The organism is Geobacter sp. FeAm09 (assembly GCF_008330225.1).
GTDB lineage: Bacteria > Desulfobacterota > Desulfuromonadia > Geobacterales > Pseudopelobacteraceae > Oryzomonas.
This window is the reverse complement of sequence record NZ_CP042466.1, coordinates 1833005-1847259: the sequence shown is the minus strand read 5'-3', so window position 1 is coordinate 1847259 and position 14255 is coordinate 1833005. Positions and strand designations below refer to the sequence as shown.

Annotated in this window: 15 protein-coding genes and 1 pseudogene; 4 read left to right on the top strand and 12 right to left on the bottom strand. The window is 50.7% G+C overall.

Annotation, left to right across the window (positions count from 1 at the left end; all coding sequences use genetic code 11):
* Positions 1–9 precede the first annotated feature (9 nt).
* The 4 genes from FO488_RS08715 to FO488_RS08700 all read right to left on the bottom strand — a co-directional run bounded on the left by FO488_RS08715 (position 10) and on the right by FO488_RS08700 (position 2944).
* A complete protein-coding gene (locus FO488_RS08715; RefSeq protein WP_149210204.1) occupies positions 10–591 on the bottom strand; it encodes a DUF2034 domain-containing protein in 582 nt (193 codons plus the stop codon).
* A gap of 93 nt (positions 592–684) precedes the next feature.
* On the bottom strand, positions 685–1371 hold the full coding sequence (locus FO488_RS08710; protein ID WP_149210203.1) for a DUF4276 family protein: 687 nt from the start codon (positions 1369–1371) through the stop codon (positions 685–687).
* Entirely contained in the window at positions 1364–2512 is a 1149-nt protein-coding gene (locus tag FO488_RS08705) for an AAA family ATPase (protein WP_149210202.1), read from the bottom strand. The genes FO488_RS08710 and FO488_RS08705 overlap by 8 nt, the downstream gene beginning before the upstream one ends.
* Before the next feature lie 117 nt (positions 2513–2629).
* Positions 2630–2944: a helix-turn-helix transcriptional regulator gene (locus FO488_RS08700; RefSeq protein WP_149210201.1), complete on the bottom strand. Its 315-nt coding sequence runs from the start codon at positions 2942–2944 to the stop codon at positions 2630–2632.
* A 59-nt stretch (positions 2945–3003) separates the two neighbouring features.
* Here FO488_RS08700 and FO488_RS08695 point away from each other — a divergent pair, with 59 nt between their 5' ends.
* Positions 3004–3375 carry a hypothetical protein gene (locus FO488_RS08695; protein ID WP_149210200.1) on the top strand — a complete coding sequence of 124 codons (372 nt, stop codon included), beginning with the start codon at positions 3004–3006 and terminating at the stop codon, positions 3373–3375.
* 87 nt (positions 3376–3462) lie between these two features.
* Here FO488_RS08695 and FO488_RS08690 read toward each other — a convergent pair whose 3' ends face one another.
* The 3 genes and pseudogenes from FO488_RS08690 to FO488_RS08680 form a co-directional block, all read right to left on the bottom strand.
* Positions 3463–3984 carry a hypothetical protein gene (locus FO488_RS08690; protein WP_149210199.1) on the bottom strand — a complete coding sequence of 174 codons (522 nt, stop codon included), beginning with the start codon at positions 3982–3984 and terminating at the stop codon, positions 3463–3465.
* Positions 3974–4786: a YaiO family outer membrane beta-barrel protein gene (locus FO488_RS08685; protein WP_149210198.1), complete on the bottom strand. Its 813-nt coding sequence runs from the start codon at positions 4784–4786 to the stop codon at positions 3974–3976. The genes FO488_RS08690 and FO488_RS08685 overlap by 11 nt, the downstream gene beginning before the upstream one ends.
* A 362-nt stretch (positions 4787–5148) precedes the next feature.
* Positions 5149–6268 (bottom strand): annotated as a pseudogene (locus FO488_RS08680) (IS3 family transposase).
* Positions 6269–6406: 138 nt separating this feature from the next.
* Between FO488_RS08680 and FO488_RS08675 the strand changes: the two are divergent.
* The 3 genes from FO488_RS08675 to FO488_RS20630 are packed head-to-tail and all read left to right on the top strand — an operon-like array spanning position 6407 to position 7555.
* A complete protein-coding gene (locus FO488_RS08675) occupies positions 6407–6715 on the top strand; it encodes a transposase (protein ID WP_149210197.1) in 309 nt (102 codons plus the stop codon).
* A gap of 34 nt (positions 6716–6749) precedes the next feature.
* Positions 6750–7391 carry an IS3 family transposase gene (locus FO488_RS08670; protein WP_149210196.1) on the top strand — a complete coding sequence of 214 codons (642 nt, stop codon included), beginning with the start codon at positions 6750–6752 and terminating at the stop codon, positions 7389–7391.
* Positions 7280–7555: an IS3 family transposase gene (locus tag FO488_RS20630; RefSeq protein WP_168205949.1), complete on the top strand. Its 276-nt coding sequence runs from the start codon at positions 7280–7282 to the stop codon at positions 7553–7555. The genes FO488_RS08670 and FO488_RS20630 overlap by 112 nt, the downstream gene beginning before the upstream one ends.
* Positions 7556–7572: 17 nt before the next feature.
* Here the strand turns inward: FO488_RS20630 and FO488_RS08660 are convergent, their stop codons facing one another.
* The 5 genes from FO488_RS08660 to FO488_RS08640 form a co-directional block, all read right to left on the bottom strand.
* Positions 7573–9237: a fatty acid--CoA ligase gene (locus tag FO488_RS08660; RefSeq protein ID WP_149210195.1), complete on the bottom strand. Its 1665-nt coding sequence runs from the start codon at positions 9235–9237 to the stop codon at positions 7573–7575.
* 146 nt (positions 9238–9383) lie between these two features.
* Complete coding sequence (locus FO488_RS08655; RefSeq protein ID WP_149210194.1) at positions 9384–9977, bottom strand: hypothetical protein; 594 nt, start codon at positions 9975–9977, stop codon at positions 9384–9386.
* Positions 9978–10080: 103 nt separating this feature from the next.
* Complete coding sequence (locus FO488_RS08650; protein WP_149210193.1) at positions 10081–10749, bottom strand: hypothetical protein; 669 nt, start codon at positions 10747–10749, stop codon at positions 10081–10083.
* A 104-nt stretch (positions 10750–10853) separates the two neighbouring features.
* The gene (locus FO488_RS08645; RefSeq protein ID WP_149210192.1) at positions 10854–13505 is read right to left on the bottom strand and encodes a cation-translocating P-type ATPase; all 2652 of its coding nucleotides are present in this window, start codon (positions 13503–13505) and stop codon (positions 10854–10856) included.
* Entirely contained in the window at positions 13505–14248 is a 744-nt protein-coding gene (locus tag FO488_RS08640) for a hypothetical protein (protein WP_149210191.1), read from the bottom strand. The genes FO488_RS08645 and FO488_RS08640 overlap by 1 nt, the downstream gene beginning before the upstream one ends.
* Between the last annotated feature and the right edge of the window lie 7 nt (positions 14249–14255).

The window sequence follows — 14255 nt, the reverse complement described above, 5'->3', positions numbered from 1 at the left end:
GCCCCTCGTTCACTCCTCGACAACATCAGCTCTCTTTATGAAAAACTTGTGTTGGCATCGTGTTCTTCCGAAATTGGCGCATCCCCAAAACGGTTTCTCTGTGTTCCTCAATACCATCTTTACCCCGCATTTTGGGCATGTAGGCGTTGAATAATCGCCCTCAAATGTCATGTCGATTAGGCGTTTCAGCTTGTCTTTTGGTAATCTGTTCACCACCTCGACAAACTTAGCACCGTTCACTAATTGAATCTTCGTCTCTTCTGCAAACTCCTGTGCTTCCTTGGTATATTTACTGGTGGTAATAAACACGCCGGTCTTCACATTCTCCTTCATCATAATTCCGTAAAGTTCTCGGATATGCTTAATGCCAACTGTGTATGTATTCCAGGCTTTGCATTGGATAATAGCTTGTACACTATCTTTGCTATCTTTTACTACTATATCTATACCACCATCAGCACCATATGAAGTTTCTTTAGCTTTATATCCAGCCATATTGATAAATTCGCAGCAAAGTATTTCAAATCTTTTCCATTCCAAGGCATGTAACATTCTCTCGCTGAATTCGGTAATATAAGTTGTATCTATCATTCACATTTCCTTACAATTTTGTTTATTAAAATTTGAATTGCCCCCCCCCCCCCCCGATTCAAATAAATCAAGGCACTGGGAAGAAAAATCTCTTTAACAAAATAGGCCATGTTCTATACTTGTTAAGAAACCATCAAATGAAGTTGATTTGCTTCTAACATTAATATAAAGCTCTTCATAAGATAACGCATTAACAGTGCGTTGAATTCGTTTTTTGTCCTTAATATACCTTTTTCCAACAGCCTTATAGATATTATCTAACGTCTCAGCGGGATGCGGAAGATCAGAAGCCAGGTTAATATTAATATCAAATCCATTATTTACAAGTTCAGACTCTGTGATTTTTGGGTCAATGTTTTTAAAATGATTAATCTCCTCCAAAAACCATGCTTCAACTTCCATTATTGCTAAATGCAAGTTTATAGAAGGGTGGTCAACAGGTAATCCAGCATAAAGACAACTTTGCAATTTCGTAATATCGCTATGCTGAAAAGGGTAAACATCTCTGAGGCCGATAATCATTGAGTATCCCGCCGCCTTTAATGAAGCATGTTGATCAATAATTTGTGACTTAACTTGATCGTCATTGCAGCAATTCACCACTAATATATAAAAATCTGGTGAAGGTTGTGTCTGAATTTCAACAAGCGTCAGGTGCCCACAACTCTGCTTCCTAATTTCGAGAGTAATTTGACGTCGGCCGGCTATCTCCTTCAACAGTTGAATAACAAATTCTTGTTCTGTCAAACCTTCAACAAATATTGCAAGACGTTTAATCATTTGGTACCTCTTGTTCAAAAAAATTAGAGGCAAAAAAATCAAAATTATTCATACCCATGTATTTGAATCTATTAAACTGTTTTTCTGAATTTCTTATATTGAACATTTTTACGATACCGCCGGTTCGTTTTAGTACAGACCAATATTCAAGAGGTATTTTATTCATTACAAATCGGTCATTACTTGTCATAATTATTTGCATATCGTTATTAATAGCTTTGTATATCAACAAATCAATAATAGCTGTTGCTCTCTCATAATCTAGCCCCTCTCCAATATCATCCACTAATATTAGATTTTTACTTTTTGAAAATGCGCATACATTCAAATGAATTACTAAAGCTAATGCTCGGAACATTCCTTGCGACATATTGAGTTGTGGATTCATAAAACCAAGTTCTTCCTCAGTTGTAAACATACCTAAAGCAGATAGAGGTATTTTTATCATTTGTTGGATATCTGTACAGCCCACTTCAGTTAATGCGTAGCCTAAATTTCGCATATCAGATATTATTGCTTGATCAAATTCTTCTCCAAAACTATTAAATGCAGTAGCATAAATACGTACAAGGTTGTTAGGATCATCCAAATAAGAGGGATTCTTGCTGTCAAAAATATTTTCTGCAATATCGACACGCATAAGAAAACTTTTTCCAAAGTCTGACCCAAATTGATAGTAGGCAATACTATTTGCCCATTTATGTAATTCTATCAAAAAAGGGTGCTGTATTTCATCGCGACGATTAACAGCTGCAATAGCATCAGGTGGAAGTTTAAATTCTAGAAAATCAGTCTTTGTCTCATAATATATTTTTCCTGTACCATCTTCATTCCGCATTAGTAATTCTATATTATTAACAATGAGGCTCTCATTGATTACGCTTGAATCCTTAATCTCAATTTTATAATTGAACTCACCTCCAGCTAAATTAATAGTTACATCAAACTTTCCGGATTCAAAAAGTCTCTGAACCTTGCCTGTTAAGAGATGAGACAATGAATTAATTACGCTTAAAAGTCTCGATTTCCCAGCAGAATTTTTTCCAGCTATCAGATTAATTCCTGAAAAAGTTGCATCTGATATTTTCCATATTTTGGGCTCACTTTCAAACTCTGAATAGCTTAACTTGACTAGCGACATGTCAAAACCTCCAATGAGAACTACGTGAAATAAGTTTAAAACCAACCCAAAATTTAAGAGGATAACATGGAGGGATCCAATGCTTCAAAATACACTTAGCTGTCCCCGTTTATGTTTTTACGCTGCGACCTTCCCTCTTTTTTGCTTCATCAAATCCGTGAGCAGTTTCTCTTTTTGAACACAAGAGAGAGCATTTTCCTTAGTGTCCGTGTCCATTTCTTCCATCATCACAATTACTTTTTCGATAATGGGGTCTGGATGAGGCTTTCTGCCTTCAAAAAATATCGCATCAATCAGCTTCTCAATCCGTTTTGATGGCTTTTGTCTTCCACTTTTTAGATTCGATACCTGTCCTGGCGTAATACCAAGCATTTCTGCTAAGTCTTTTGTCCTTATTCCTTTTTCTTCTACTAATTCTTTAATTTTATTCATTTGTTTTCACCAGAAAACTTTTTTCTTGACATATTTTTACCAGAATATATATTTTCATTATGCAACTGGAAAAAATTAGAAAATCTGCTCTCCCCTGCTCTTCCCGCAATCTCTACGATTTTCGGGTTTCAGGCTACCATGACGACACTGTAACCGTGTCCGTTGATCTCCCTGAACCCCTTGTTATTGCTTTCGTATCCCTGCTTGACTCTTTAACCGATTCTTTTCGCTTCCTCCAGTACAAGGCCAAGACCGCCAAGGCGGAATTCAAGGTTATCGACCCTGTTGAGATCGATAAAAGCAAAAAGGCTCAAGCGGCATACGAAAAGACGGTCCTAGACCGCTACGACAAGTTTGCATCAAACGGACTCCCCCCAGGGAGGCAATCCGCTCAACCAAGGATTTCTTTAAATCCAAGGAGATGTATATAACTTCGTATGTTATCGAGCTTATTATCAGAAAGGCTGGCAGGTTGTCAAAGAAACATTTACGTAAATTAACGTAACTATTTGATTTTATTAGTTATATTCTGACAAGTTATATGAAAATGGCACAGGCTCAAATTTAAAATATACAAATGCTGTCAACTGAACAAGACACACAACTCTTAAAAAATAGATTAGAGGAGTAAAACTTTCACTAAAAATAAATGATATTATAAAAATAACCGTTATTGTTATACCAACTCTACTAAAATCTGTAATTGTGGGCCATTCTGCTTCCATACCGCAAGAAGGAATATTAAGATAATAATAAGGAAGAATCTTTATGGTATATACATTTATATCAGACTCAATCCCCATGAGATCAAAAGCGTATGAAAAAAAAACCTGCCATAGGTGCATAACATGCGGCAAGCCCAGCAGAAGGAATAAAATAAGGATAAATGGAATTGCAATCATACTCAATAAGCTACTTGGGACTAAATGAAAAGCAGTCATAGATCGATGAGGTTGAATCACAGAACCGTATACCCCCATGTGACGGAATCGTTTTAGTTTTTTGTCGCGTTGGTCAACAAACTGCAGATCACCACTCATAAAATACTCCAAAAGTCAAACCTGTCCTTGAATAAAAAGGATTATTGTAGTATTCAATTTTTGTGACAGTTCCATAATTCTTAGCTATCCATTCCCGCCAACTTAGGGAGGCTTCTTGACTAGTAAAATCAACTATAAATGTCGAGGAGCCTATTGCTTGATACCCTTCTTTGCCACCTTCATAACGAAGTGTCACGTACCTATTATGATCAGCCCCATATGTAACGACACCAAAACCTCGTTCTGATCGCACCTCACCGGGATTACTCCAAGTAATTCGAGTACCTGCTTCGACAATAAAAACTCGAGGAAAATATGCCGTTATCGAGGCCAGCAAGTACATATCGCAGTGTACATCTTTTGCTTTGGAAAAGCCGCCACCTAATGTTGTGATAAGGTTGCGAGAGGGAAGCCATTTTTTGCTTAAAGACGCATCTCCCCTAATATCGGGAAAATAAAACTGCCCAGATCCTGTACCAACAGCAACTTGTGAGTACCAATCTTCACTCCATGTATGCATGTCAACAACAGAGCCATAAATCCCATCATCTCTAAATGCATTTTGTGCAAGAAAATCAAATAAAAAAACATCATCTTTTCCTACGACAATGCTAGCTCTGGCTTCCCCACCTCTCCAGTCGTCACAACTATTACTAATTAAATGATATTTACCGGTGATTTCAACCCAATTATGCTGAACCGGCAGTTCATCACTCGCAGCCACAGCAACAGAAACTGATTCATTTATAAAAAAGCAAATCATCAATATAAACAATATCAATATTCTTTGAGTAATTATCATAGAATTGGTTAAAGTTTGTCAGTTATTGTTAAAATAAAGTCGTATTACAGAAGTTTGAGCCTGCCAAAAAGGGCTGCAAGTTTGAGAGATGCATTCCCATCCCTCTCCATAGAAATGGTGGCATCAAAAAATCAAGACGTGATACAGATTAGAAAGACTATTGCTGATAATTTTGCTTTTTCATATTTATAAGACCTGATTTACAGACGTTAGTCTTCATTCAAAAAAATATTCAAGCAAATATTGTGCCACAAAAGTAATATACACATTTAATTTAAAATAACTGTCGACATTTTTTGAACCTTATTCAATATAGCCACAAGTCACTATATTGGAGTTCCCCCGTTTTCGTGGACAGTCAGTTAAGCGGCTTGTTTAGCTTGCAGGTTCTCGTAAGTAGCCGGAGGCACGTACCCAAGAGTCGAGTGCAGCCTGCAGCGGTTATAGAACCGCTTGATGTAATCAAAAATGCTCTGGCGGGCTTGTGCCTTCGTAGCATAGTGTTCGTGAAAGACAAGCTCTTTCTTCAGCGTACCGAAGAAGCTTTCCATCGGGGCGTTGTCCCAGCAATCGCCCGTGCGACTCATGCTGCAAATAATGCCGTTCTTTGAAAGCTGCTGCTGGTACAACTCGCTCGCATACTGCTGATGAATGAGCCCTGGTGCAGGGCATCCACCACGAGGGATTTCGTCATCCGCTCTGCCATCGACCAACCGACGACATTGCGGGAGAACAGATCCATGACGATTGCAAGGTATAGCCAGCTTTCGCGCGTCCAGATGTAGGTGATGTCCGACGCCCAGGCGCGGTTCGGGCCGCTTGGGTGAAATTCCCGGTTCAGGATGTTTTCCGCAACCGGATAATTGTGCTGCGAGTAGGTTGTCGCCTTGAACTTCCGCTTCGTTTTCACTTTAAGGCCAGCTTCTCGTCTCAGGCGGTCAATCCGGCTTTTACCAATGCGTTTGCCGGCGGACTTCAGTGCTTTTCGAATTCGAGGCGTACCATAGGTTTCACGACTATTTTCATGGATCGCCTTAATGGCTTCGATTAAGTGTCGGTCTTCTTCGGCTTTCCCGGAGTCCGGTCGCCTGTTCCAGGCATAGTAGCCGCTCCGAGTGACACCCAGGGTGCCGCAGAGAACACTTACCGGAAACTCCTTCACATGAGCCTGGATGAAGCGGAACTTCATTGCCGTTCCTTTGAGAAGATGGCCGCAGCTTTTTTTAAAATGTCACGATCCATCCGCAACCGCTCGTTTTCACGCTGAAGCTCCCTGAGAAGAGCGGCATCTGGTGCGAGATTGCCTTTACCAGGAAAGGCGTCAGCGGGTTTCTCGCTGTACTTGTTGACCCACTTGTAGATAGTGTTCGGGTGAATGCCAAGGTCCTCGGCCAGTTGGGGAACGGTTTCTTTACCCGCAACAACTAGCTTGACCGTTTTGATCTTGAATTCGCGGGGGTACAACTTCCTCCGTTGAATCATTGCAGTCCTCCTAGCTTGATTTTACCAGCTTTTCGGACTGCCCACAATCTCGGGGAAGGTCATATTGCACACTCTAAATGAGCTATCTTTACTTTAGCGGACACACCAATTACCCTAACGGTGACAGGAGGTGTGTTCATGAACATGCATCGCTGGTACGATCCAGACTTCAAGCGTGAGGCTGTCCAGATGGTAGTGGAAGAAGGCCTCGGAGTTCGCGAAGTCGAACGGAACCTTGGGATTACTTATGGAGTCCTGAAGGGCTGGGTGCAGAAGCACCGCGACTATCAAGATGCCGCCCATGTCGGACGAATTGCCCCGGAGTCACCGGAAGCCGAACTAAAACGTCTGCGCAAAGAGAATGAGCGTCTCCAGCGGGAACGTGACATTCTAAAAAAAGCAGTGGCCATCTTCTCGACGGACCCGCATCGATATTCGGGTTCATAACCGAGCACCGCTCCCAGTACGGAGTGAAGGAGATGTGCCGTGTCTTTGGAGTGTCTCGGAGCCGGTATTACAGTCTGGAGCGACCAAGCGCCAGCGAGAAGATGCGGAACTAGCTGTTGCCATCAAAGCTGCCTTTGATGATAGTGATCAGACCTATGGTGCCGGTCGGATCGGCAATGAACTTCGTGAGCAGGGAACCCACGTGGGTAAGAACCGCGTCTGGCGGTTGATGAAGCAGCATGGACTGCGCGTCAAGACCACGAAACGATTCAAAGTCACGACAAACTCCGATCACAAGCGACCCGTGGCGCCTAATCTGGTTAATCGCAATTTTTCCGCCACCGCCCCGGACCGGCTCTGGACCGGCGATATTACCTACATCCGGACTGTTGATGGCTGGCTGTATCTGGCTGTCATTTTGGATGTCTTCTCCCGCCGTATTGTTGGCTGGAGCATGGATCGCCGAATGACCGACAACCTGATTGTCACCGCTTTCAAGAACGCCTTGGTACGGCGGCGTCCCGGCCAAGGATTGATCTTTCATTCCGATCGCGGGTCGCAGTATTGCAGCAAACGATACCAAACCCTCGTCAAAGGTGCTGGCGGTATCCAGAGCATAGCGGGACCGGCTGCTGTTATGATAACGCCATCACAGAATCATTTTTTGGGACCTTGAAGAGAGAGCTGATACATCATTGTACCTTCAGATCCAGAACAGATGCACAGAGCCAGATATTTCGTTACATCGAAGGTTTTTACAATCGGCGTCGCCGACACTCAGCGATTGGCTACCAAGCACCGGAGAGTTACGAGCGGCAGTTCTTCAAAATTGCCGCTTAGGGAATATCTCGTGTCCACTATTGCAAAGACAGGTCAAAACTAACATACCGTTCCCGCAACGCCACCTTATTAATCTTCCCCACGCTCGTCTTATCGATAGCTTCCACCAGGCGCGTCCTAAGGAGGACAACCTGCTTGGAAATCATTCCCTTGTCGGCATATTCCCGCACATGATGTTGAATCTGTTTTTCCGCGACCACCGTGCCCGCTTTCGGTACCACCAGGGCCAGAGGACGCTCCCCCCACTTTTCGTCGGGCTGGCCGATCACCGCCACCTCGGCCACAGCGGGATGATGGGCGATGATATCCTCCAATTCCAGAGAGGATATCCACTCCCCGCCGACTTTGATGACATCCTTGCTCCGGTCAGTGATCTTCACGTATCCCCGCTCATCCCGCACCGCCACATCTCCGGTGTGCAGGTAACCTCCTTCCCAAAGCTTCTCGGAGGTTTTGTGATCCTTCAGGTAGCCCTGGGTCAGCCAGGGGGCGCGGACGACGATCTCGCCGGTGCTGCGGCCGTCGCGGGGCATCTCGTCCCTCCCCTCCCCTACCACCTTCAGATCCACCAGAGGAAGTGTCAGACCGGTCTTGCAGCGGACCTCGGCCTGTTCTTCCGGGCTTAGCTTCAACATATCGGGGGTCAATTGGGCCAGGGTCAGAATGGGGCAGGTCTCGGACATGCCGTAGCCGGTGAAGATATCGATGCCATGTCCCAAGGCTGTCAGGCACAGTGTCCGGGACATGGCTGCGCCGCCGATGATCAGTTTCCAGTTGCTGAGATCCATTTTGGCTGCGTGGGGATGTTTGAGCAGCATATGCAGAATGGTCGGTACACAGTGGGAAAAGGTTACCTTTTCGCGCTCGACCAGCTCCAGCAACATGTCCGGCGCGTAACGCCCGGGGTAGACCTGCTTGAGCCCCAGAGAGGTGGCCACATAGGGTAATCCCCAGGCATGGACATGGAACATGGGTGTGATGGGCATGTAGACGTCGCCACGATGCAGGCATCCCTGGGCAACCGAGGAACAGAGGGCCGCCTGGACCCCCAGGGTATGCAGCACCAGTTGACGGTGGCTGAAGTAGACCCCCTTGGGCATCCCGGTGGTGCCGGTGGTATAAAAGGTGGTGGCGCGGGTGTTTTCGTCGAAGTCGGGGAATTCGAATTCCGGCGGGGTCGAGGCCAGCAGTTCCTCGTACTCGGCGGTAAAGGTCAGGGTTGTCTCGTGGGGGTGGGGATCGTCCCCTTTGAGAAGGATGAAATCGCGCACCGTGTCGATGCGGCCGCGGATCTGCTCCAGAATCGGCAAAAACTCGGAATTGATCAGGAGCACGTCATCTTCGGCATGATCGATGGTGAAGAGGATCTGTTCGGCGGAAAAACGGACGTTGATGGTGTGCAGCACCGCACCGATCATCGGCACGGCAAAAAAGCACTCCAGATAGCGATGACTGTCCCAGTCCATGACGGCCACGGTATCACCCGGCTTCACCCCCATGCGCGTCAATGCCGCGGCAAGGCGCTGGACTCGCTCGCGGAACTGGCGGTAGCTGTGGCGAACCTGGTTCCGGTAGACGATTTCCTGGTCCGGCGCATCCACCACGGGGTGCAGGAGCAGTTGTTTGATCAGCAGTTGATAGTCGTGGGCGGATTCGGTGCGGGGAATGGGAATGCATTTCATGGAAACGGTGTCCTTTCAGCGTGTTAGCGTCATTGCTCACTGCGGACCAGCCGGCCGCAGATAAACTGCATCATACTACCGGCGTGTTTCCCAAAAGTCCATCCACGATGTTGCACGCGTGTGCATCGTGCATTTTTTAACCGTCTTTATACTCCGGTGCCCTTCTCCAGCTCCTTCCTCAGTCGTTCCAGCCCCTTGCAATAGCTTTCGGCGTCACCGTATTCGAAAAAACGGGGATAATGGTTATGGGCGGCTCGGATGCGGCGTGCATGCTTGATCGGGCACCAGTATTGTTCGGTGCGGGCGGCGATCTCCCGGAAATAGGCAGCCAGGCCGTTGCCGTAGGAACAGTAGAAACAGTTGAACCTTTCTATGATGTTGAGGTAGGGGAGATCTTCACGGTCAAAGATCAGGTAGTCGGCGCGTTTTACCTTGGGGATACCGTAGATCGGAAAACAAACCATCTGGTAGATTGCCAGAAAGAGGTCCAGCAACAGAAAAGGGATAAATCCGGCATAGATAATCGGGGCGGTCAGTATGTTCAGCGGACGGGATTCCGCCAAATAGTGGAAGATTCCGGTCTTGAGGCGACGCTGTTGGCGTATCACTTCTTCGGCAAACTTTACGCGTTTCTCCACGATGACGAACTGGAACTGTTCCCGCTTGGCGCGGAACTCGACCTCAAGCTCTTCTTCAATCTTCCTGATCTTCTGAATCAGTTCCTCTATCTGCGGTGTCATGATGGTCTCCCGTCCGGGTAATCCTGCAAAAAAAAACGCGCTGCCTTACTTATCTATTCAGGCAACGCGGTATGGGCAGGTAACGATATGCGTTACGGCCGAGCTAGAAATAGCTGACCTGCAATAGTGGTGCGAGGGTGCTCCGGTTCGCCCCGGTGGTATCGTTGATCTCGATGAGCCCCGGCGCGGCGGTCCCCAAATCACGCAGAATGCGGACCTGGAAGTTGAGCAGGCCCAAGCGCTGCGCTTCCACCATCAAAGCCGTAACATCCACCGTTACGTGTCCTCCAAAGTCGGATTGGGAGATGGGCGGAATAATCGTGGTGGTCGCCAGCGCCGGTTGGAGCGTTCGATCGAAATCGGCTCCCACCAGGGTTGGCGGCTGGAAGGAAACCAGGTCAATGCGGATGGGGATCGTACCGCTCAGGGGTTGGGGCAGGATGCTGGTGATAACGATATCCAGGAACGCCGACGCAATGACGGCACTCCCCGGCACGCCGCCCGCCCCGGTCAGGGGAAAATCGAGAAAAGTCCGGTATTCGGCCCCGGTAGTCGGATCAATGCCGGCAAACACGCTTTGGACACTCGACGACATGCCCTGTGTCACCGTAAAAACGCCGCTGACGGCATCCCGTGCGATATCGCCGTCAGAGGCGGAATCGCTCAGGATATGGGCAACAAATAACGGCTGCGCACTGCCGCCGTCGTTGCCGCACCCCGCCTGGATCAAGAACGTGAACGTCATCAGTGCCGCCAGGACAAGCCGTTTCATAGCCACCTCCCGTTATGCGACGTGAGAAGTCAAAACATCCTTTCTGTCTTGATGACATACTACCACAACGGGGGCATATAATACAGCGTCACACATGAGCAACGTCACGCCATGCGCCGTACGACGACCTTTTCGATCTCCAGGGCGGCAAACAGCGTCATTCCCGGCACAAACACCCAGGCCAGCGCTTCGGCCCCCAGGGGGGCGGTTTTAAAGAAGCTCTGCAGGGCCGGCAGATAGACGACCATCCCCTGCAGCAGGATCACCGCTCCGACCATGGCCAGAAGCAGGGGATTGCCAAAGAGCCCCATGCGGAAAAAGGAGTGCCGGAACGAACGCAGGGCCATGGCTTGACCGATCTGGGCAAAGGCCAGGGAGGTGAACAGGACGGTCTGCCAGTTCTCGGGATGGAACCGCCAGTGGTGATGGGCCAGCAGCATGGTCGAAGTACCGATAATACCGCCGGTCAGCAGGGTGTGGCGCACCATGCGGCGGTCAAAAATCTGGGAGGTCGGCGAAATGGGGGGACGGGCCATGACGTCCGGTTCGGAACGTTCCACTCCCATGCCCAGACCGAGCAGGCCGTCGGTGAGCAGGTTGAGCCAGAGCAGTTGCAGAGGGGTGAGCGGACTGGGCAACCCCAGAAAGGGCAAGGTCAGCACGGCCAGAATCTTGCCCAGGTTGCCGGCCACGGAAAATTCGATGAACTTGCGGATGTTGTCATAGATGGTGCGCCCCTCCCGCACCGCAGAAACGATGGTGGCGAAGTTGTCGTCTAGCAGTACCATGTCGGCTGCCTCGCGGGCCACGTCGGTGCCGGTGATCCCCATGGAGACGCCGATATCGGCCTTTTTCAGGGCCGGGGCATCGTTGACGCCGTCCCCGGTCATGGCCACCACCTGCCCCTGCTGCTGCAGGGCATCGACGATCATCAGCTTGTGCTCCGGCGAGACCCGCGCGTAAACCGACACCTCTGAACACGAGGCGGCCAGGCCGGCCGTGCCGATGCGCTCGAGTTCGGCACCGGTCATGACCCGCCCCCCCTCCCCCATGCCCAGCGATTCGGCAATGGAGCGGGCGGTCAGCGGGTGGTCGCCGGTGATCATGACCGGCCGGATGCCGGCCTGGCGGCAGAGTTCAACCGCATCCCGCGCCTCGGGGCGCACGGGGTCCATCATGGCGACCAGGCCGATCAGGGAAAAGGTGCGCACGGCGTGCGTGTCGCGGTCGCCCATGCCGCAGGCAACGGCCAGGACGCGCCTCCCCTGGCCGGCCAGGCGGTCCATAGCCGCCAGGGCAGCCTGGCGCTCCGCTGCCGCAAGCTGCCGGTCGCCGATCCGGTCGCACAGATCTAGCACCGCGTCCAGCGCCCCCTTGCCGATCACGAGACATGCGCCGGGATGAATGTGGACGGGAATGCCGAGCGACGCGGCCAAGGCGGCATCCGCAACGGCGTGGAAGGTGACCATGCGCTTGACCGTGGAATCGAAGGGGATTTCGGCCACGCGCGGCAGGATGGCCTCAAGTTCATGGCGCAACAGCCCCTCCTGGGCCGCGGCCGCAAGAAGCGCCGTCTCGGTTGGGTCCCCCACCCCCTGCCCCTCTTTTTCCGTCAGCACCGCCTCGTTGCAGAGCGCTACGCAGGCCAGGATTCCCCGGCGGTCGGCCCCCGTTCCCCCTCCCTGCCCCGCCCCGGAGGTTTGTTGCCGGATCTCGGTGCCGGTGACGACCTCCATGACCGCCATGCGGTTCTGGGTCAGGGTACCGGTCTTGTCGGAGCAGATCACCGTCACCGAACCGAGGGTTTCCACGGCGGGCAGCTTGCGGATCAGGGCCTGACGTTTCAGCATGCGCTGGGAGCCGATGGCCAGGGTGATGGTGACTACCGCCGGCAGCCCCTCCGGGATGGCGGCCACCGCCAAACTGACGGCGGTCATCAGCATGAGGCGTAGTTCCTCGCCGCGCAAAAGGCCGATGGCCAGAAACAGCAGTGAAACCGCCACGGCGGCCAGGGCCAGGACCTTCCCCAAACGGTCGAGACGCCTTTGCAACGGCGTCCACTCCTGGGCCACATTCTGCAACATGCCGGCGATGCGGCCCAGTTCCGTGTGCATGCCGGTGGCGACGGCAACGGCAACCCCACGGCCATAGGCGACCGTGGTGCCCATGAAGATCATGTTCCGGCGCTCACCGGTCGGCAGGGGGTCGCCGGTCGTCTCCAGGCTCTCGGCACACTTTTCGACCTCTTCGGCCTCCCCGGTCAGGACCGCCTCCTGCACCCGCAGGTTATGGATTTCCACCAGCCGGCAATCGGCCGGCACCAGATTGCCGGCCTCCACGAGGACGATGTCACCCGCCACCAGATCGACCGCCGGGATTTCGACCGCTACGCCGTCGCGCCGCACCCGCACCACCGGCACGGCCAGCCGCTTGAGCGCCCGCATGGCCCGTTCCGCGCGGTATTCCTGGACAAATCCCAGGACGGCGAAGAGGCAGACGATGGCCAGGATGGTCAGACTATCCTTGAAAGAGCCGACAAAGGCGGAGAGGAGCGCTGCCCCGGTCAGGATCAGCGCCATGGTGGAGGTGAATTGCTCCCACAGAATGAGCCAGGGCGACGTACCGCCCCGCTCCTGCAATTCGTTGCCGCCGAAACGGGACAGGCGGCGGGCGGCTTCGTCGGCTGTGAGGCCGCAGGCGGCATCGACTTCCTGCTCTGCCAGAACCGCTCCTATGTCCTGCAGGTGCCAGTCCATCAGTGGACCCGGGGATCGGGGGTATCGAGCAGCGGGTTGAGACGGACGGCCAGGGAAAACAGGTAGGGGTAGTCAACCTTGAGGTGCCGCATGTACAGCGTCCATTCCCGGGCCAGGTGCCCGAAGGCGCGCTTGATATCCACGTTGATATGCTCGCTGTCGCTCGGGGACATGGCATCGAAGGATGGCCGCGCCTCCAACTCCTCCACCAGATGGAACACGGCCCACAGAAGGTCGGTAAACTGCTCATGCTCCAGCAGGTTCTGATTTTCCAGGAGTCCGACCAGAAATCCGCGCTTTTCGATCAGGAACCCCTTCAGCCGGCCCTTCCCCTCGGCATCGCAATTGACCTTGATATCGGTCCGGCGCAGGTAGTCCAGCGCCTTCGCGAATTCATCATCCTTCCAGCCCCCATCGACCATGAGACGGCCCTTCAATTCTCCACAGGCCTCCACACAGGTGGATAATTCCTTGAGCAGACGGTTGCCGACCTCGCTGAAAAAAACACCGATCACCATATTGAGCTTGCGCATGACCGCCTGGCGTTCCCGCTCCCGCACAATTTGTTCGACAATCAATGTAATGAATATGACGTAAACTGGCAAAAAAGCAAGATTTCCAAGAAAACTCGATGCAATATCGCGGCTGTTGCCGAGAACGTAATAGTCGATCAGGTACAGGGCCAGCGATGCCGCGGCCAGGGCCGCCAATACGATGTGTTTTTTATGGGGCAAGCCGTTCATCCATATT

Coding starts and splice junctions, on each gene's coding strand:
- FO488_RS08710 (WP_149210203.1), bottom strand. CDS start 1,371: ATGATTAAACGTCTTGCAATATTTGTTGAAGGTTTGACAGAACAAGAA.
- FO488_RS08700 (WP_149210201.1), bottom strand. CDS start 2,944: ATGAATAAAATTAAAGAATTAGTAGAAGAAAAAGGAATAAGGACAAAA.
- FO488_RS08655 (WP_149210194.1), bottom strand. CDS start 9,977: ATGACACCGCAGATAGAGGAACTGATTCAGAAGATCAGGAAGATTGAA.
- FO488_RS08705 (WP_149210202.1), bottom strand. CDS start 2,512: ATGTCGCTAGTCAAGTTAAGCTATTCAGAGTTTGAAAGTGAGCCCAAA.
- FO488_RS08640 (WP_149210191.1), bottom strand. CDS start 14,248: ATGAACGGCTTGCCCCATAAAAAACACATCGTATTGGCGGCCCTGGCC.
- FO488_RS08685 (WP_149210198.1), bottom strand. CDS start 4,786: ATGATAATTACTCAAAGAATATTGATATTGTTTATATTGATGATTTGC.
- FO488_RS08690 (WP_149210199.1), bottom strand. CDS start 3,984: ATGAGTGGTGATCTGCAGTTTGTTGACCAACGCGACAAAAAACTAAAA.
- FO488_RS08660 (WP_149210195.1), bottom strand. CDS start 9,237: ATGAAATGCATTCCCATTCCCCGCACCGAATCCGCCCACGACTATCAA.
- FO488_RS08645 (WP_149210192.1), bottom strand. CDS start 13,505: ATGGACTGGCACCTGCAGGACATAGGAGCGGTTCTGGCAGAGCAGGAA.
- FO488_RS08675 (WP_149210197.1), top strand. CDS start 6,407: ATGAACATGCATCGCTGGTACGATCCAGACTTCAAGCGTGAGGCTGTC.
- FO488_RS08715 (WP_149210204.1), bottom strand. CDS start 591: ATGATAGATACAACTTATATTACCGAATTCAGCGAGAGAATGTTACAT.
- FO488_RS08695 (WP_149210200.1), top strand. CDS start 3,004: ATGCAACTGGAAAAAATTAGAAAATCTGCTCTCCCCTGCTCTTCCCGC.
- FO488_RS08650 (WP_149210193.1), bottom strand. CDS start 10,749: ATGAAACGGCTTGTCCTGGCGGCACTGATGACGTTCACGTTCTTGATC.